This window comes from Dehalobacterium formicoaceticum (assembly GCF_002224645.1).
Classification (GTDB): domain Bacteria; phylum Bacillota; class Dehalobacteriia; order Dehalobacteriales; family Dehalobacteriaceae; genus Dehalobacterium; species Dehalobacterium formicoaceticum.
The window spans coordinates 3413690-3431426 of the sequence record NZ_CP022121.1 but is presented as its reverse complement, the minus strand read 5'-3'; the positions used below and the strand labels follow the sequence as shown (position 1 = coordinate 3431426).

Here is a 17737-nt window from a genome sequence, read left to right as displayed (position 1 = left end):
AGGTGGTCTCCTTTCAATTCATTAATCCATAGCCCATGATGACATTGCTGTTTAAATCATAATCCCTGATGCGGCAGGAATCACCGCTGTTGCCTTCTACAGTGTAAACGCGCTCGCCATCTGTGCCGATGACAATACCAACATGGTCTGCGCTGCCATCACCTTCCCAATCAAAGAAAATGACATCGCCGGGAGCTAGGTCCTTGTAATTACCATTTGCCCACTGCCCATGGTCACGAAACCAAGGGACACCTTGAGAGTTGCAGGAGGCAAACTTTGGTTCACTGTAGCCGGCTTGATTTAAACACCATGATACAAAGCAGGCGCACCATTCTACACGGTTGTTAAAGCCATACCATGACCAATAGGGCTGGCCACCTACATTTCCGACCTGATCCTTTGCGATATTCACAGTGTTTTGATTGCCCAACCGTGTGCCGTTTTGAAACCTTACACCGCTTATATCAGTAGAAGGAGCAGAGTTGTTGGTGCCACCACCAAAAATAAATGGCTTGTTGCCTCGAGTTTCGAGGTAGATGCTATACATTTCAAGTTGTTCGCTATTAAGTTTTCTGTTTGCAATAGGCGTGACAGTGAAATTATCAAGTTTTACATTTAAGATGTAGTAATCATAAGGAACTTCAACAGTATAAGTGTCTCTGTGCCTATTACCTTCCGCATCCGTCCAAGTGTCCGTCCTAGTTTCTGTACGGTAACGGACTTCAACCACAGGTGTTAAGATCAGCTTATACTGGGAATCGAAGACACGCTGTAATTCGCTTTGTGCCTCGTTGGGCGTGTAGGTTTGGAGCAGTGCGGTTAAGTAGGCTGCAAGCTCATGGGGATTATGCCCAATGGTATCAAGATCATAGCGATACTCATCATAATCAGGATACTCGTTTTCAATGTTGTCGATCCGTTGTTGAAGAGCATTCTCTAAGGCTGTGTAGTTGTTGTCGGTTGCGACAATATCCGCATCCTCAGATGTGTAGGAAGTACCGATGATGCTGTTTAAACCGCCTTGAAGCATAAGTTGACAGGATGAAACCGTACTCATTATAACAATGATCACAGTAGCAATAGCAATCAGCATCAATACCATTTTCCGGTGACTGACAACATAATGAATAAGTTTATCAGCAGTTTCTGCTACAGTCTTAGCCGCTTTTTTAGTATGAGTAGCTGTTTGCTGTGTGGTTTTTGCTCCTTTGCCGTACCTTGTAGCGAGATATTCCTTTTTAATCCTTTGTTTTTGTTGCCACCTTGAAAGCGGGTTTGAGGAGAGCTGAGGATTATCTTTCAAATTCTTATGATAAAGGTAGTTAATCTCGGCTTTCACTGCGCTTTTTTCTGCTTTTGCAAGCTGTAGGTAAGGCTTAAGCTTGTGGCTGCGATAGGCTTTTTGCATACTACTTGCCACAAATTCTGCACCTTCCTCTGTTTTATGTGCTGCTTCTACGCCTACATTGTCCTGCTCGCTTTTTCGGATTTCTTTATGGATTTGAGCATTGAGCTCTTTTTGAGGAATTGACTTGATGACATGGGCAAGCTTAGATGGAGGCTTTGGCTTATCAATTTCTTCAAAATATAAACGCACCCTGCGTTTGGCTGTGCTGGTATCTTGGGTGCGTTCTGTAACAAGGGTTTTCTTTTTTGGTACTTTTGCATGGGCTTTTTCTAGTTTATCAGCAGCTTTCTCTGCTTTTTTTAGGGGCATTTCGAGGGCTGGATCAGCACGTTCTTCTTCTGAAAAGGCAAGGCGAGATACTTTTCCAGCAGGCCTGAAAGGCTTTTTTTGCCTTTTGCTCAAATCATAATCCTCCTTCCACGTAAAAAGCCGCCTGTATCTCTACAAGCGGCTTTCTAACAATCAATTTTTTCTATATTGCGATTTTGCTGAGGTCAGCAAAATCGTAAGAGTGCTCTATTCATCAAGCATAGGCGGTTCTTTTTTCTCTTTCAGTTTTTTAAGCTGTTCCTTGCCAATTTCAGCAATGCTCTTTTCGGGAGTTGGTAGATCCTCTGGCATTGTACCATTGTTTTTTATGATTGCTTCACGGACAGTTTGTCCGACTTGGTAATGGATGCCGCTTGCTGGTTCCAGACCTTGAGGTTGTTCACGTCGGAGCTTTGCCTCGGTCTGTGTAATGCGGAACAGATTTGCACCAAGTTCTTCACTGCCCATATGGTCAAGAATTTTATCGCTTTTTTTGAGATTTTTACGTCTGTGAATATCTGCGGCGGTTAGTCCGCCATATAATCCCATGTAGCCTGCATTTTGAAACTGAGCGTATTCTAATTGGTCAGTGATACCAGCTTTGTGTGCTGCTTCTACTAACATTGCATTCCAACTTGTGACCTCGCCACGGATAACAAGGCGCTTATTATCCTCATCAAGCTCATTGAATCTATCGGCTATTTCTTGTCGGCGGGTCTGGATAGCAAAGTAGGTTTGACCAAGGGCGATAGGCTCTTTGCGTGGATCGCCATTCTGAACAATCAAATAACAGGCATAGCGTGAAAGCTCAAAATCATTTATCGGTTTTGATGTTGCGCCTGCCTCCACGATTTTGCTGACCTCGACAAAATGGTCTGCACATTCAAAACCGCTGTTTTGACAGGACAACATCGCTTTATCGATGACCTTTGTGAAATTTCGCCATTGGGTGTAATCAAGGACACTGGCAAGTTCACGGGCATACCAAAACTCAACGCCGTTATCATCAGCGTGCTTTATATCTTCAAATTGCTTATATTCTGCTGCTATAAGTGTTGCCATTTTTCTCACCACCTTTCGTTCATTGTATCATTTTTTCCCATATTGTGAAATGAAAAGTGAGTCTTTTGAATAGCGACAGGGGGATAGATTGTCCCCCTGTTGTCCATCACCTAAGTTTTTTCTGTTTCATTCGGCTTTGTCGTCATTATGCGATAAAGCTCAGTATCCTTCGGGAACTTATCGGCAAAGGGTAGAATCACATTTCCATAGAAGAGAAGCCCTTCGCCCTCACCGGAATGGGTCACATAAGAAAGCTGGTGAGGAGAGATATTGAGCTGCTTTGCTAAGATTTGACGGTCGCCTGATGCCTGATTGAGCATATACACAAAATCAGAGTTTTCAAAGATGTTCTCAACTTCACGAGAGGAAAGAAGGTCTTTGACATTTTGAGTAATCCCAGTGGGAATGCCGCCCCATTTTCTAAAGCGTTTCCAGATTTCCACTGAATAGGCGGCAGTCTGTTCTTCTTTTAAAAGAAGGTGAAACTCATCCATATAGTAACGGGTGGATCGTTTTTCTGAACGATTGACCGTTACTCTATTCCAAACTTGATCCTGCACCACGAGCATCCCCAGCTTTTTTAGCTGTTTACCAAGCTCCTTAATATCAAAGCAGACAAGTCGATTATTAATATCCACATTGGTGCGGTGGTTGAATACATTGAGGGAGCCTGTAACATAGATTTCAAGAGCAGCCATGATATGCTGTGCTTCTTTTTCGTCCTGTTCCTTAAGGGCATTGTACAAGTCTTCAAGAATTGGCATTTTCTCAGGAACAGGGTTAGACAGATAATCAGCGTAGATAAGACGGACACAGCGGTCGATGATACTTTTCTCTACAGGCATAAGGCCTTCTTTTCCACCCACAATCAACTCGCACAGGGAGAGTATGAAGTCGGATTTCAAGGAAAGCGGACTATCGTCCTCGCTGTAATTCAAGTTGATATCCATCGGATTGACAAAGTCGGTGCTTGTGGGCGAAATTTTTACAACTTGGCCATTGAGACGATTAACGAGGGGATAATACTCTGCTTCCGGATCGCAAATGATAATGTCATCTGTAGTAATGAGAAATATGTTGGTAATCTCACGTTTTGCAGAAAAGCTTTTTCCGCTGCCAGGAGTTCCTAAAATCAAACCGTTCGGATTTTTGAGCTTTTTGCGATCCACCATGATGAGGTTATTGGAAAGGGCATTCAGGCCATAATAAAGCGCCTCACCGCTGGATTGGAAAAGCTCCTGTGTTGTAAAGGGAACGAATATCGCAGTTGCTGAGGTGGTTAAGCTCCGCTGAATCACCGTTTGATTATAACCAAGTGGGAGAGAGGACATAAGGCCCTGCTCTTGCTGATAATCAAGTCTGACCAGTGTGCAGTTGTGTTTCTGTGCGATACCGGATGCCTGAAACACTGTATTTTCAAGGTGCTGTTTTGTATCTGCGGTATTAAGTATAAGAAAGGTCACAAGAAACATTCGTTCATTTCGGCTTTGTAAATCCGCTAGGAGTTTTTTTGCCTCACCTCCGTAAGTGGCAAGATCAGAGGGGATAATATCCATGTCGTATCCACTGCGGACAGCTTTTTTCTGTTCTTCAATCTTCATCTTATCCAAATCGGTGATCTTACGTTTGATTGTTTTAATTGCTTTGGTCTGATCGACTGATTGAATGTGCATGGTCACAAGGAGATTGCTTTCAATGTCGAGAAAGTCTGCTAAAATGCGGTCATTCAGTTCAGGTGCAAGGATCTGTAGAAAGGATACAGCACCAAATTTGCCACCGGTCTTAAATACTCTGCCTTCCCGAAACTCGAAAGATGAGGGTGCAATGAAATCCTTTACCGATAGTCCAGATGGGACAAGCCACTTCCAGTCAAAGTGAAATGGCTCGTTGCCATCCATTCGCAGGATGTTGTGAAAGAGCTTGAGTCTTTCCTTGCCGTCAAGGGAGTCTACCTTTGCACCAAGTCGCTTAAAGCCGTTCCATAGATCATTTTCTATTCGCTCAAGCCTTGGTTTTGCAATTTTAATGTTTTCAGCTTCTATGCCAAAGGTAAGATACTTGGTTTTCATCAAACCGTTATTCCCCTTAGATAGCTGATTAAAAAGCATTTCTGTGTACTCGCTTCGGATGCTGTCAAAGTCATCCTGCTGTGGATTGATCGAGATACTGCTTTCATAGTCATTTGCGTTTGCGGTCATATTGAGGAATGAAAGCTGAAAGTAAATGGAACTATCAAAGTAATTGAGAAAATCGCACCAGCTCTCAAAAATAGCGGTTTTATCCTCGTTTTGAGCAAGTTGATAGTTGATATCGTGAAAGCGAATGGTCTTGGTGTAGAGATTATCCGTAACACGACAGATGCCATCAGGGTACATTTTTTGAAAGGGGATTGTATCTTGTGCGCTTTTCTCTTTTTTATTATTCTTGTTTTTTGCCATTATAATGGCTGCGTTAATTTTCTGTCGTTCTGCCTTTGTTAGCTTTGGACGAGATTGATTTTCTGCCTTCGACAATGTGCTTTACCTCCTTGTCCAATTGATCCTGCCGTATGAGTAGGGCATAGAAATTGTTAGTTTTGTAAGGGCGCTGTTTTGGTTTCAAGAAACGCACCTCAATATAGTGTTTTAGGATGACTTCCAGTGGCTGCCCATGCTTCTCGTATATGGCTAACATGAAAAGAGGGAGCATAGTGAAAATCATCATAAGCGTTGAGCTACTTGTACCAGTGCTATCCTTTGTGAGGAAGAACACTGGCAATCCTACTGCAAGTGCCGCAGAAAAACAGATGAGCTGTCGCTTGGTCAAATTGAATACGACTTTTGTTTTTACGGTACTTAAATCTTTGGGTACAGATACATAAGCCATGAAAACTCCTTTCTGCTCTTAATGAGCATTAAACAGGCTTTTCGCCATTGAGCTTGTTTTAAATAGGGAAAAGCAGAGCAGTACAGTATAGCCAACACAGGTCCATACAGCCTTGATAATATCTTCATCGATGGCAATGGACTGGACGAGCACGGCATATATGCCTACGCAAACCATGATTAGAAAAGCCTGAAATCCAAGAGCGAACATGGCTCTTAAATAGTTTTGACCCATGCCGCCCCATTCTCGATTAACCATTGTGGCAAAAGGGATTGCGCCCATGGAGGTCATTAAATAGATTTCGATCATTCGTCCATAGATGATGACGAAGATGCAAATAGATAGAGCGTGCATCGTAATGCCTATTAGTGTGCTTTGCAACCACAGTCCCAACAGAGGGCCAAGATCCATTTCCTTGAGCCTTTCCTCCATACTGGCGATAACAGTGGTGATGTCGATGTTAGTTTCAGAAATGATTACACCTGCGGCATTTGATACAACATGCTGAGACATATCAAAAATTCCCATGATGATGTTGAAGGTATTTGTAATAATCAGCACAGCCACAAAGGTTTTAAAAATCCATTTGAAAAACATAAAAGTTTCAATATCATGAAGGTTATTCTTTTCAATGACCATTTGTATCAGCTCGTAGCACATCACAAAGGTCAGAATTATACCGGCAATGGGGATAATCACGTTATCGGATAGGCTTTGGATCATGGAAAAGACACCACCGTTCCACGCCGATGGTGTCTTGCCCACTTCGCCTGCAATCTCGCCAACTTTGCTGTTGACGGTATCGAACATCCCCGACAAATTCGATGTAATACCGCTAATAAGCAGCTCCTTTAACCATTCGGTAATGCTGTCGATGATGCTTTGCATATGGTATTACCAATTAACTGAACAAGCCAGAGAGTAGGGGAACAAGCGTCATGCCGATAAGTGCTACGCCACCACCTGCCATGAGCTGTTTCATCCCTTGTGATTTAGCACCGGGGTTATCGTTTCCGTAACCTTCGAGCAAGTTGATAACTCCCCAAATTCCAAGACCTGCACCAAGTGCAATAACCAGTGTCTGCAAAACTTCTACTGCTTCATTAAAAAACGCCATAATTCGTATCCTCCTAATTTCTTATCATAGTTTTTAAATAAAAATAACCGCTCATTAGGCGGTTTCGGTTTCGTCTGTGAGGTCAATTTCATACACATCATAGACCTCATCAGGCTTTGGTTTTAGCTTTGTAGATAGATATTTTTCAATATTGAAAGTGTTTCTCTTATCAAAATCGGATAGGTACTTATACTGGGGATGCTTGGTTATATCGTACTTTTCCGAGAGAAACGGGCGAACACCTCGTAGCTGTAAAATGCACTTGCCGCCATCCATTACAGCAAGCTCATCCATGCTCATTAGCTCCTTTCCCAGCTTTTGATAATTAAGCCCATAGCTTCTTTGTGCACCTCTGGTGTCGGAAGTATTGAACATATCAATGGTTTCCTTGCCAAGGGTTTCAGATAAATCCTTGAGGGTAGTTTTTTCCTTGCCCCCAAGAAAAATCATGCTGTCGCAGTTGCCGATGATGGTATCGGCATTGTCCTTGTAGAGAGCCTTTAACTGGCTTTGTGCCTGCAATACAAGACAAGCAGAGATTTCACGGCTACGGATTGTAGCCATGAGTTTTTCAAGTTTGGGGATCTGTCCGATATTTGCTGCCTCGTCAATCAGGCATCGGACATGAATGGGCAGCCTGCCACCATATACATCATCAGCCTTATCACATAAGAGATTAAAAAGCTGCGTATATGCCATAGATACCAGGAAGTTAAAGGTATCGTCAGTATCACTGATGATGATAAAGAGGGCGGTCTTTTTGTCTCCCAAGGTATCAAGCTCCAGTTCATCGTAAGCAGTCAGCTCACGAAGCTCTTTGATATCAAATGGAGCAAGCCTTGCGCCACAGCTGATGAGTATGCTTTTTGCTGTTTTGCCAGCGGCTAGTTTGTACTTCTTGTATTGCCTTACAGCAAAATGCTGAGGGTCTTTTTTTTCTAATGTTTCAAACATGAGGTCAACTGGATTTTGAAAATCCTCATCATCTTCACGCACCTCCGAGGCGTTGATAAATTCGATGAGAGTGGAAAAATTCTGTTCATTTTCTGGAGCCTCAAAGTAAATGTAGCCAATGAGTGCTGTATAGAGCAGGGTTTCAGCTTTGACCCAAAAATCGTCACCCGCTTTACCTTCACCTTTTGTGTTGGCTATCAGAGTTGTGACGAGTTTCAAGATATCCTTTTCGCTTTTTATGTAGGCGAAGGGGTTATAGCGCATGGACTTCTTGAAATTGATGGTGTTTAAGATTTTGATTTTATAGCCGTTTCGAAGCAACATTTTTCCACATTCCACTACAATGCTGCCCTTTGGATCAGTGACCACATAAGAACTATGGCACTGCATTAAGTTGGGCTTCAGCCAAAACCGTGTTTTACCTGAGCCAGAGCCGCCTACAATCAGCACATTTTTATTTCTTGCATGTTTTGGGTTTTTAGGGCGACTCGACATGGTGAGACTTTCTGTTTTTGTCAGGATTACATTTTTGTGAAATAAGGGGTCTGCAAAAGGGCGGATATCCTCCGTGTTTCCCCATCTTGCCGAGCCGTACTCGATTCCTTTTCGATACTTTTTAGCGTTTTTGCCTTTGACATAAACCACAAGGCGAAGCACAGCACCGAATAGAAAGCCTATGAGCAGGTCTTGGGAGTGAAGACTTGGTAAGGGATTTTCAAAGGCTAGAGCAAAACCGCTTGTCAGGTTTAAAAACTTACTGGCAAAGTCATACCCTACTGCAAACCGCCATGCCTGAGATGCTTTTGTAAAAAGCAAAGCTAAAACAAGGTATGGGATATTCAAAAGGAGCAGCCTTTTTGTCTTTTCGTTCATCGACTTTGCTCCTTCTCTTTGTTCTTGATCCTGTCTGAAACGGTGTTTTTAACAAGCTCGGTGAACTTCTTGAGTTGTGATAGCACAGACGGACGGGCTGCCTTTTTAACAGCTGTGGCAGTAAATTCAGTGAAAGCAGCAGTGATGGCATCGGCGTCTCTCCCTTTGAAAAACACAATGTACTTTGGGGGTATCACACTTTTGTCTTTTTGAACTGCAAAATCTACACCGTATTTTCTTGCCACGCGCTCAAAGCTCTTAATGTTCTGATCCGTTATCTCAATGCTTGTCATGCCTTGATTTTGTATGGCCAGAGATTTGACGCTCTGTTTGCCATGGGGAATTTTAGGGCTGTCACGACTTCTGGCCCTATTTTTTTGAGATTCTAAATATTTGAGAATGGCTGTCTTTAGCTCTCTAGCGGTGAGTTTAGTAACATTGATAGCCAATGCCACTGTTTTATTTTCTACTTCTTCTTGCATGAGGTTGCCTCCTTTCGTGGTTTCTAAAAATGTTACTATGGCCTGCCACCAAAATCATGTTTCACCAGTGCAGTATAGTAATGGTCAATGGTGGATGGCGCATTAAAAAGGGTGGCAAGAAGGTAACGCCTAATATTGCGGATGTAAGTGGTATTCTTATCAAGGCAGAAAAACACATACTCGATATGCGAGCTATTTATCCGAAGAAGCTTTTCTTTGACAAGCTGTGCAGGATATTCTTCACCTGCAATGTTGATTGTAGGCTTGGTCGAACATAATGTTTCCACCATGAGATCAACAATTTCATCGAGGCGATCGTCATTGTAGCGCTGACTGATGCACTCATATTCAAGGTTTTCCAAGACCATTTCTTTTACTTCTTGGGCAGTATCACATCCTATCTCCTCATATCCAATCCGTTTTTGAGGGAAGTTTTTTATTGGATTAGGATTTGATTGATAAGGATTTGATGAATCAATATTTAATACATCAGGATTTAATGAATTAGTCTTTGATGTATTAGTATTTAATTGGTGGGGTTTTACCAAGATAGGTTCACCCAGTTTAGGTTTTTCCAATATAGGTTTTTCCAGTGTTGGGTTATCCAATATTGGCTTATCCAAGATTGGATTTTCCCGTTTAGGTGAAAGCTCGCTATTATCAAGGAGTTGAGGCTGCTCAAGAATTGTATATTCTATGCTGGTGAGTTGCCCTTTTTCGTTTCGTGTTCTTCTTCGGACAACATACCCATGTTCTTCAAGCTCTTTGATGGTGGCGTTGATGCTATCAATACCATCTTTGCAAATGCAGGAAAGTCCCTTAGTGGTGTAATCCCAGTTTTCCGGCAGAGAAAGCATGAGGGAGAGCAGTCCTTTTGCCTTGAGGGAAAGCGCAACATTTCGCAAATGATGATTTGCCATCACGGTGTAATCCTTTGTCTTTTCTACTCTGAAAACTGCCAATCGTATCACCTCCTTTTACAACGGATTTTCTATCGTTCTTGATCTTGTGTACGTTTTTTGTGCCACCCTTCTAGGAGCTTGATAATCGTAGCCTCCATTTGTTGCGGGGTGTAGTTCTTAGGAAAGTACTTCTTGATTTTATCGCCAGTCAGTGTAACTTTATCGGGTTCACCTTTCTTTTCCTCGCTCATAATGGCACACATCGCCTCAAGTGTGCAGTTGCCTTCTGCACTGAATTTTTTGAGTCGCTGAGCCTGTGAAAGAGAAGGGGTAGATTGTTCTGTATCCATTGCATCAATCAAAAGGAGTTGCTCATCTGATTTTAGATAGGACAGTTCCACTGCCGGGTTAAAGGCAATTTTCTTTTCATCCACCATTGAAAGGAGTTCGGGGACCAGCTCGGTTAAGCGAATATAGCGAAATATTTGGTTTTTGCTTTCGCCTGTTTGCTCTGCTAACAGTTCGCTTGATTTTTTACCCGATAAATTATTCCCAAATTGGGAACCATTTTCTTTTGCCGGTCTGCCTGCCTGTCTTTTCATAGCAGATAGTTTTAGTTTGTAGGCAAAAGCTCGTTCACTAGGCAGTATATTTTCTCGCTGCAAATTGCTGTCAACCATAATGATAGTGGCAGCATCGTCGTCAAGGTTACGGATAATAACGGGCATGGTTTCAAGCGAAGCAAGCTCACAAGCTCTTTTACGTCGGTGTCCTGATACAAGTTCATAGCCGCCATCTTCTCTAGGTCTTGCAATAGCAGGCACAAGCACACCATACTGTTTGATGCTTTCAGCAGTATCGAACATTGCTTCATTATCAATTACCTTAAAGGGATGATCTTTGAAGGGATGGAGTTCTGATAGGGGTATCTCAACAATCTTTTCTCTTTGTTCATCGACACGGCTTTCTTCAGTAGAAAACAAATCATCTACCGATGTCAGACTTATTTTTTTGGCGGAGCTTTTCAATTTTCAACACCTCCTTCGTCAAATCCTTATAACTTTCAGCAACTTTCCCCTTTGGGTCATGGGCAAATATGCTCTTTCCCTCAGCACTGGTTTCAGCAGCTCGCACAGAATGGGGGATTTCTACCGAAAAAACCTTCATATTGCCTCCGTAAGTTTCACGGAGCAAAGAGCCGATGTCCTTAGCAAAATTGGTGCGGTTGTCCACCATTGTCAGCAGAACACCATCTATCTTCAATTTGGGGTTAATCTGTTTGCGAACCTTATGAATAGTTTGCAAGAGCTGTTCCAATCCCTTAACAGGCAGATATTGAGCCTGCACAGGAATAATCACACTGTCTGCCGCAGCAAGGGCGTTAACTGTCAGCATTCCAAGGGAAGGCATACAGTCTAAAAGCACATAGTCATATTGCTTTCTTAAAGTGTCGATATATTGTTTTAAGACGGTTTCACGGCTCATAGCATTTACGAGAGATACTTCCATGCCGGAAAGTTCAATATTGGCAGGGAGTAAATCCACACCTTCAGCATGCGTTAAGATGCCATCTTTACAATCAATGGGCTTGTCCGTCAGTAAATTACTCATGACAGTAGCGAGGGTGATAGGGAGTTTATCAGGTTGCGGATATCCTAAGCTGATAGATAAACTGCCTTGGGGATCAGTGTCTATCAGCAGTACTTTTTTACCTTCAAGTGCTAGCCCTATACCTAAATTGACACAGGTGGTTGTTTTCCCGACACCGCCTTTTTGGTTAGTGATGGCGATTACATTAGCATTCACTTTTGTTCCTCCTTTGTGATTAGCGTTAAAAGATTGAAATTATCTTATTTGTACAAACAGAAATAGCCCTTTGCAAAATGCAAAAGGCGATTTCAGGTCTAAATGACTTCAAAATGACTAAGCGCTTCTTTAATAGCAACGACTTGAATAGGAGTGGGGTGCTTTCGAGGGCTTTTTAGTGTTTCGACTGCATTAGGTGCATCGAGCATAGGAAGTCCTAAACTGCGTTTGACTTCAGCAATGTATGCGGTATGCACATTGAAGCTATATTTATTTAGGACATAGTCCTTAATCATATTGTAAGTTGTTTTGGGTTTTGGCTTGTATACCTCTGCTTTTGAGGCTATATTAGTAAGAGGAAGCCTGTTGCTAAAAGCGCCAAGGTTATCCAATGGAATCATTCCATCGCCATTACCGAAGGCTACCGTTATATTGATGTAGCTGTCTGGAGGTCTGTGGTATTTTGGAATACACGTTGAGGCGGTTGTATCTCTCTCCCACAAAAAAGCAGACACTCATATCAACGTAAATGTAGAGTTTGGTGATGAGGAAGGACAGATTCCCATTGATGAGATAGCGAGAAAAGCTGAGGAAGATAGATATAACAAAAAAGTAACATAATGGAAGTACTTTGATTAAACATGTATAATAAAGGAAAGGTGCGTAAGGAGCGTAAATATGAGTTCAGAAATTATAATGTATCAAACAGACGACGGTTTGACTAAAATTGAAACTACTTTTGACGGTGACACAGTTTGGCTATCTATTGACCAAATGGCAGAATTATTTCAGCGTGATAGGAGTGTAATTGGAAAACATATAAGAAATATTTTCAAAGAAGGCGAGCTTCAGAAAAATTCAGTGTGGGCAAAATTTGCCTACACTGCTTCTGATGGAAAGGATTATCAAGTAGACTACTATAACTTAGATGTAATCATCTCAGTTGGTTATCGTGTAAGATCCATACGAGGCACTCAGTTTAGAATTTGGGCAAGCAATGTTTTAAAAGAATATATGAAAAAAGGATTCGCCATGAATGATGAGCTTTTAAAAAATAATGGCGGTGGAATTTATTTTGATGAATTGTTGGAGCGTATTCGTGATATTCGTTCATCAGAAAAAGTATTCTGGAGGAAGGTGCTTGATATCTATGCAACAAGTGTAGATTACAATCCAAATGCAGAAACATCAACTTTATTTTTTAAGACAGTACAAAATAAAATGCACTGGGCAGCTCATGGGCAAACTGCGGCAGAAAAGATTTATTATTCGGCAGATGCAGACAAGCCTTATATGGGAATGCTTAATTTTAAAGGAGAACAACCCAAACAAGCGGATGCATTAGTAGCTAACTCAACTTTCGCAGAAAGAAACAGCCAGTCGTTCCTTGAAAAACGAGGGTAAATTGCTGATTAAGAAGTCAATCAGTTTGCGGATTTCTGCCTCTGCCAGTTGTAGTTGCTCTTGTAAAAATTGTTCCATTAGGAAGAAGATTCTCTGTAGCGCCTCCACTAAGCTGATATCCTGTAACTCGTCGCAACAGATGTAGAAAAGGTTGCCAATGGTTCTCGGGTCTTCACCGTTTCGGCTCTCCAAAGCCAGCATGATGTATCGGATAAACACGATGGTAACGTGCGCCACCATGGAATCATAAGAACGTCCCTGAAACTCTTTGGACAACCCGAGATAGGACTTGGACATCTTGAAGAAAACCTCGATGTTCCAACGCTTCCCATAAATGCGGATGACCTCTTCATCCGGAAGTTCAGTATCGGTGGTGAGGAGCGCTAGCCATTTCTTCTTGGCTCTTCTGTCCCTGACAAATACGATCTTAGCTTGTACTGGTTCGCCGCTTGACATCTGGCCAATTTCTACAATGATAGAGGCAAGGACTTTGGCCCGACCCCGTTTCTTTTTGACTGCGGCATACAGCTTGTTCAGGGTGAGATTTTGTCCCTGGTATTCATATTTGACTGTGGGCATCGACTTAAGCATACAGATGGTGTGAAGTTGCTGTTCCAATACCTTTCTGATCACGACGGGAAAGGAAAACCAACTGTCAAACAGGAGGTAGCTGGCCGGAACCATGTACGCCTTGGCTTGTTTTAGCAGTTCCAACAACACTTCAGTGCTCTTGTGGATAGCCTCTTTACGTCTCTTATAGCCGTTTGTCCGTTTGTCCATAGCATTCATGCCTTGTAGTCGGTTCGATTCCTTCTCTGAGCTAAGCAGGGAGAAGGCTAGAGGCAAAAAGGTGTTGCCGTCTGACCAACCCAAGGTTAGCATTCGGAAGCCTCGGACGTATTTGTGTTCCACATGGTCGTAGACCCTAGCCAGAAGTTCTACTGCCTTGCTTCGGGATCGACTGAAAAGGGAGTCATCGATGATAAAGACATTGACTCGCTTCTCGTCAGTGAGCGGTACGATGTGGTTTTGAATGATCTGGGAGCTGAGCAGCAGCAAGAACTTACGCCAGTTGTAGTAGCAGTTGTTCAGAAATCGGTAGACAGCATCTTTTTGAAATGGGGCGTTGTTGGCATCGGTGTTCAGATAGCGCCATAGGTTTTTGCCCATAAAGATCAGCGTCACAAGAAACTGTAGTAGGTCTTTGCAAGGAAAGCCCTTCTGTTTAAAAAAGTTCGACTGCTTTAATGTTTGGCCAATTTTATGTTCCTTGAAAAAGTTTGCAACGTAATTGGCTGACTCCTTTTCAGAAGCTATTTTTTTTGGTAATATAGAAGTCACAAGAACACCCTTCTTTCTATGGAATAATTGGGTTTTGTCACTTCAATTTTACCATATCGAGGGGGTGTTTTTGTTGTTAAATTTCATATTTACCAAGGGTTTGAGGACATTTTTCTAGTGCGAAAGTTGAGTAGCTAAAAACTATTGTACAGAGGATGAGTTATCTGCATTAAACAGTATAGTTTCTGCTTACCTAGAATTTGCTGAAATGCAAGCTCGCAGAAGAATACCTATGTATATGGCTGATTGGATTGAGACTTTGGATGGATTTCTGAAATTGTCCAAGCATGAAATACTTACCCATGCTGGGAAGATCAGTGCTAAAACAGCTGAACTTAAGGCAAAGGAAGAATATAATAAATATAAAGATTTGCATTTAGGGGATGTTTCTCAGGCAGAGAAGGGTTATATAAAGGCTTTGGAAGATATGGAAATGAAGTTGTTAAATGGGAACAATAAAAAATAAGTACACATTACACATTATAGCTATTATGGGAAGTTGAGGATGTTAAGAGTATGTTTAATTTGGACTAACATCAATTATATTAGTGAAGGAGAGCAATAGTGGCTGAATTGCAAGAAATTTTTAATAATCGTGAGATTGCAGTTGGGATATGGGTTATACTTGCTGTTGCTATCTCAGTTTTTACAAAACCCGTTCGCCAATTCTTAAAATCAGTATTACCAATATTATTCAGTCGCAAATTTGTTGTGTTTTTATATTGTGTTTTTAAGTTATTTTGGATTAGTGACTTACGGGTTATATGCAATAGGGTTTTGGGATACTTCATTACTAAAAGACACAATCTTTTGGGTCTTGTTTGTGGAGTTACCATTATTTGTAAGAACAATAGAAAAGGCTAAAGATAACCATTTCTTTGCACGACTAATAAAAGAAAATATTGCATTAATTGTCATTATCGAGTTTATACTGAACTTCTGGACATTTGAGTTAATCATAGAAATAATTATTGTACCAATTGCTGTATTTATTGGGTTTTTATATGCGATATCAGTGAGGGGAAAAAATACCAAAAAGCAAAACATTTATTCGACTGGATTTTCACCATTTTTGGAGTAGTGATAATCATAAATACTGTTGCACATATTATCCAAACATCAGATGAAATTATAAATGTAGCCGCATTAAAAGAGTTTTAGAAAGGTGGAAACTGGAGTGCTATAATTAAAGTGCAGTCCAAAATCGCAAGGAAATGATATACTAAAAATACAAAGGAGCGATTTTGGATGGCAAAAAGTTACACAAAAGAGGAACGCATTGAAGCTCTAAAACTAGCTAATGAAATAGGGGCAGCGGCAGCAGCCCAACGATTGGGAATTAAAGAAGGTACAATTTACGGTTGGAAAGCCCGAGCCAAGAAACAAAAAATGGTATTTGATAGTAACGGCCGGCAAATGAGCGAAGAAGAAATCAAAGCAGAAAATGACAGACTTCGCAAGGAATTAAAACAAGCCCGGGAAGACATAGAAATACTTCAGGATGCTTTAGGTTTTTTCGCAAAAAGCCGGAGGAAGTAAAAAAGGATCAGCGGATGAAGTACATTGAATTACGCAGCCAGGAAAGAAAATGGAGCGTAGCGGCATTATGTCGGGTACTTCAGGTAAGCGAATCCGGCTATTATAAATACCTTAGAAATAAAAGTAAACCCTACAAATATGCTGATCTATTAAAACAGATTTATGATCTCTTGAAAGAAGATCCGGAAAACGCAAATTATGGAGTTAAAAGAATATATCAATACCTAATGAATAATAAAAATTATGAAGGTAGCTATAGCACTATATACAGAATATGTAAAGAAAACAATCTAATGATCCATTGTAAAAGAAGGCCAAAAGGAATAACGAAAGCCGATTCTGAGGCACAAAAAGCAGAGAACCTCATAAACCAGGATTTTACAGCACAAAATCCCAATGAAAAATGGTTAATGGATATTACCGAAATACCTTGTAAAAAACGGGAAGCTCTATCTTGCGCCAGTACTTGACTGCTACGACGGCAGCATACGTGGTTTTAAAATGGATACTAATATGAAAGCCGAACTTTGCGTAGAGGCCTTTAAACATGCCTGTCGCAATGATGGGGCCAGGGGAATGATCCTGCATTCAGACAGGGGAAGCCAATTTACCAGCGGTATCTTCAGAAACACCTTAACTCAATATGGGGCAATACAAAGCATGAGCAGTGTCGGCCGTTGTTATGACAATGCTAGAATGGAGAGCTTTTTTGCCACCCTAAAAAAGAAAAACGATATCAGATGGATACTACAAAAATGACTACAGCAGAGGTTAAAACAGTAATATACAGGTATATTTGTTACTATAATTTAAGGCGTATTTATAGTACGAACAATGGATGGCCCCCAATGATATTTAGGGGAATGTATTACCAAAATCAAATAGCAGCCTAAATTGACTTTTTAAAATATAGTCCGATTGTTTTATGAAACCCCGGTGGCCTTGACATCCACCCCACGCGTGTCGTTATTAAATTACCGACGGGCGGCTCCGAGAAACATAATGTTTCATTTAAGCCCGTCTAAAAACTATTTTAACACGCTTGGGGACCCCGTCTGTAAAGGCTCCCCTTCGGCACCTAAGTAGCCCAAGTGGTAATTATCTCTGGGCTAACCAAAAAACATTAATAGTTTTCATTAATTCTTAAACATGTTTTCAATGGTGGTGCTATTTTAGAAAGAGTAAATTTCCATTTTCAATTAAACTAATATTTTATCCTTGCGCTTTTTTACTGAACCAATATTGACAAATCCAAAATATAAAAGCCGTGCAGGACATGAATGGAAAAACGGTGAGATGAAAAATCATCATGGATTAAACCGTGCCCGAGGGTACGGTAAGCGAAGCATGTCCGTACAATCTAAATTAACGGCTATTGTGGTAAATTTAAAGAGGATAGCAGCCATACTATCCTCTGGATCTCTTTCACTTTCCTGTTTCAGTTTAAATATCTTTAAGTCAAGGCTAATATTTGGGGGGAAACCAACATTTGTGCCGATAGAGTTGTTTTAAAAGGGCACTTTTTCAGTGGTCTCGGACAGGTTCCTTGTCCCGCCCAAAGTTAAAATAATAAAAAGGGTTGGTTCTTTGTTTGACATAAATATCCAGACTTACCGACTTTGCTATTAATAAGATTTATCAGTGCTGGAACAGGGAACCGTCCCCTGTTTTACCC

Annotated in this window: 18 protein-coding genes and 2 pseudogenes; 7 read left to right on the top strand and 13 right to left on the bottom strand. The window is 41.3% G+C overall.

Features of this window, described 5'->3' with window-relative positions; translation table 11 throughout:
* Nucleotides 1-13: 13 nt before the first annotated feature.
* The 12 genes from CEQ75_RS16710 to CEQ75_RS16655 form a co-directional block, all read right to left on the bottom strand.
* Nucleotides 14-1717, bottom strand: coding sequence for a CD1108 family mobile element protein (locus CEQ75_RS16710; protein ID WP_089612684.1), 1704 nt, complete (start codon nucleotides 1715-1717; stop codon nucleotides 14-16).
* 207 nt (nucleotides 1718-1924) lie between these two features.
* Entirely contained in the window at nucleotides 1925-2779 is an 855-nt protein-coding gene (gene dinD, locus CEQ75_RS16705; protein WP_089612199.1) for a DNA damage-inducible protein D, read from the bottom strand.
* A gap of 110 nt (nucleotides 2780-2889) precedes the next feature.
* On the bottom strand, nucleotides 2890-5217 hold the full coding sequence (locus CEQ75_RS16700; RefSeq protein WP_242965490.1) for a VirB4-like conjugal transfer ATPase, CD1110 family: 2328 nt from the start codon (nucleotides 5215-5217) through the stop codon (nucleotides 2890-2892).
* A 13-nt stretch (nucleotides 5218-5230) separates the two neighbouring features.
* Nucleotides 5231-5644 carry a PrgI family protein gene (locus CEQ75_RS16695; protein WP_089612197.1) on the bottom strand — a complete coding sequence of 138 codons (414 nt, stop codon included), beginning with the start codon at nucleotides 5642-5644 and terminating at the stop codon, nucleotides 5231-5233.
* An 18-nt stretch (nucleotides 5645-5662) separates the two neighbouring features.
* Nucleotides 5663-6532, bottom strand: coding sequence for a VirB6/TrbL-like conjugal transfer protein, CD1112 family (locus tag CEQ75_RS16690; RefSeq protein ID WP_089612196.1), 870 nt, complete (start codon nucleotides 6530-6532; stop codon nucleotides 5663-5665).
* A gap of 13 nt (nucleotides 6533-6545) precedes the next feature.
* Entirely contained in the window at nucleotides 6546-6761 is a 216-nt protein-coding gene (locus tag CEQ75_RS16685) for a Maff2 family mobile element protein (RefSeq protein ID WP_025434998.1), read from the bottom strand.
* Nucleotides 6762-6815: 54 nt separating this feature from the next.
* Nucleotides 6816-8588, bottom strand: a complete 1773-nt coding sequence (locus CEQ75_RS16680; protein WP_089612195.1) for a VirD4-like conjugal transfer protein, CD1115 family — start codon at nucleotides 8586-8588, stop codon at nucleotides 6816-6818.
* Nucleotides 8585-9070, bottom strand: a complete 486-nt coding sequence (locus tag CEQ75_RS16675) for a PcfB family protein (protein WP_089612194.1) — start codon at nucleotides 9068-9070, stop codon at nucleotides 8585-8587. Before CEQ75_RS16675 ends, CEQ75_RS16680 begins: the two co-directional genes overlap by 4 nt.
* A 35-nt stretch (nucleotides 9071-9105) precedes the next feature.
* Nucleotides 9106-10041, bottom strand: coding sequence for a DUF6017 domain-containing protein (locus CEQ75_RS16670; RefSeq protein ID WP_476728648.1), 936 nt, complete (start codon nucleotides 10039-10041; stop codon nucleotides 9106-9108).
* Between the two features lie 20 nt (nucleotides 10042-10061).
* Nucleotides 10062-11000: a ParB/RepB/Spo0J family partition protein gene (locus tag CEQ75_RS16665; RefSeq protein ID WP_089612192.1), complete on the bottom strand. Its 939-nt coding sequence runs from the start codon at nucleotides 10998-11000 to the stop codon at nucleotides 10062-10064.
* The gene (locus tag CEQ75_RS16660; RefSeq protein WP_089612191.1) at nucleotides 10957-11778 is read right to left on the bottom strand and encodes a ParA family protein; all 822 of its coding nucleotides are present in this window, start codon (nucleotides 11776-11778) and stop codon (nucleotides 10957-10959) included. The genes CEQ75_RS16665 and CEQ75_RS16660 overlap by 44 nt, the downstream gene beginning before the upstream one ends.
* A 98-nt stretch (nucleotides 11779-11876) precedes the next feature.
* Complete coding sequence (locus CEQ75_RS16655; RefSeq protein WP_089612190.1) at nucleotides 11877-12281, bottom strand: RNA methyltransferase; 405 nt, start codon at nucleotides 12279-12281, stop codon at nucleotides 11877-11879.
* 175 nt (nucleotides 12282-12456) lie between these two features.
* Between CEQ75_RS16655 and rhuM (CEQ75_RS16650) the strand changes: the two genes are divergently transcribed.
* A complete protein-coding gene (gene rhuM, locus CEQ75_RS16650; protein WP_089612189.1) occupies nucleotides 12457-13182 on the top strand; it encodes a RhuM family protein in 726 nt (241 codons plus the stop codon).
* Here rhuM (CEQ75_RS16650) and CEQ75_RS16645 read toward each other — a convergent pair.
* Nucleotides 13132-14523, bottom strand: coding sequence for an IS4 family transposase (locus CEQ75_RS16645; protein ID WP_420828388.1), 1392 nt, complete (start codon nucleotides 14521-14523; stop codon nucleotides 13132-13134). The genes rhuM (CEQ75_RS16650) and CEQ75_RS16645 overlap by 51 nt on opposite strands.
* Nucleotides 14524-14665: 142 nt before the next feature.
* Here CEQ75_RS16645 and rhuM (CEQ75_RS16640) point away from each other — a divergent pair.
* From rhuM (CEQ75_RS16640) to CEQ75_RS19610, 6 genes and pseudogenes are all read left to right on the top strand, one after another.
* A pseudogene (gene rhuM / locus CEQ75_RS16640) lies at nucleotides 14666-14989 on the top strand (RhuM family protein); the annotation flags it as partial.
* A gap of 98 nt (nucleotides 14990-15087) precedes the next feature.
* On the top strand, nucleotides 15088-15387 hold the full coding sequence (locus tag CEQ75_RS18500) for a hypothetical protein (RefSeq protein ID WP_157677514.1): 300 nt from the start codon (nucleotides 15088-15090) through the stop codon (nucleotides 15385-15387).
* Nucleotides 15388-15771: 384 nt separating this feature from the next.
* Entirely contained in the window at nucleotides 15772-16062 is a 291-nt protein-coding gene (locus tag CEQ75_RS16630) for a transposase (RefSeq protein WP_089610851.1), read from the top strand.
* A gap of 14 nt (nucleotides 16063-16076) precedes the next feature.
* Entirely contained in the window at nucleotides 16077-16532 is a 456-nt protein-coding gene (locus CEQ75_RS16625; protein WP_089612186.1) for an IS3 family transposase, read from the top strand.
* A complete protein-coding gene (locus CEQ75_RS16620) occupies nucleotides 16477-16821 on the top strand; it encodes a DDE-type integrase/transposase/recombinase (RefSeq protein WP_089612185.1) in 345 nt (114 codons plus the stop codon). Before CEQ75_RS16625 ends, CEQ75_RS16620 begins: the two co-directional genes overlap by 56 nt.
* Before the next feature lie 495 nt (nucleotides 16822-17316).
* Nucleotides 17317-17574: pseudogene (locus CEQ75_RS19610) on the top strand (transposase); the annotation flags it as partial.
* Nucleotides 17575-17737 lie beyond the last annotated feature (163 nt).

Bases quoted from the DNA above. Each gene is read 5' to 3' on its own strand.
- CEQ75_RS16685 (WP_025434998.1), bottom strand. From the start codon at position 6,761: ATGGCGTTTTTTAATGAAGCAGTAGAAGTTTTGCAGACACTGGTTATT.
- CEQ75_RS16710 (WP_089612684.1), bottom strand. From the start codon at position 1,717: ATGCCCCTAAAAAAAGCAGAGAAAGCTGCTGATAAACTAGAAAAAGCC.
- CEQ75_RS16625 (WP_089612186.1), top strand. From the start codon at position 16,077: ATGAAGTACATTGAATTACGCAGCCAGGAAAGAAAATGGAGCGTAGCG.
- CEQ75_RS16695 (WP_089612197.1), bottom strand. From the start codon at position 5,644: ATGGCTTATGTATCTGTACCCAAAGATTTAAGTACCGTAAAAACAAAA.
- CEQ75_RS16680 (WP_089612195.1), bottom strand. From the start codon at position 8,588: ATGAACGAAAAGACAAAAAGGCTGCTCCTTTTGAATATCCCATACCTT.
- CEQ75_RS16690 (WP_089612196.1), bottom strand. From the start codon at position 6,532: ATGCAAAGCATCATCGACAGCATTACCGAATGGTTAAAGGAGCTGCTT.
- CEQ75_RS16630 (WP_089610851.1), top strand. From the start codon at position 15,772: ATGGCAAAAAGTTACACAAAAGAGGAACGCATTGAAGCTCTAAAACTA.
- dinD (WP_089612199.1), bottom strand. From the start codon at position 2,779: ATGGCAACACTTATAGCAGCAGAATATAAGCAATTTGAAGATATAAAG.
- CEQ75_RS16700 (WP_242965490.1), bottom strand. From the start codon at position 5,217: ATGGCAAAAAACAAGAATAATAAAAAAGAGAAAAGCGCACAAGATACA.
- rhuM (WP_089612189.1), top strand. From the start codon at position 12,457: ATGAGTTCAGAAATTATAATGTATCAAACAGACGACGGTTTGACTAAA.
- CEQ75_RS16675 (WP_089612194.1), bottom strand. From the start codon at position 9,070: ATGCAAGAAGAAGTAGAAAATAAAACAGTGGCATTGGCTATCAATGTT.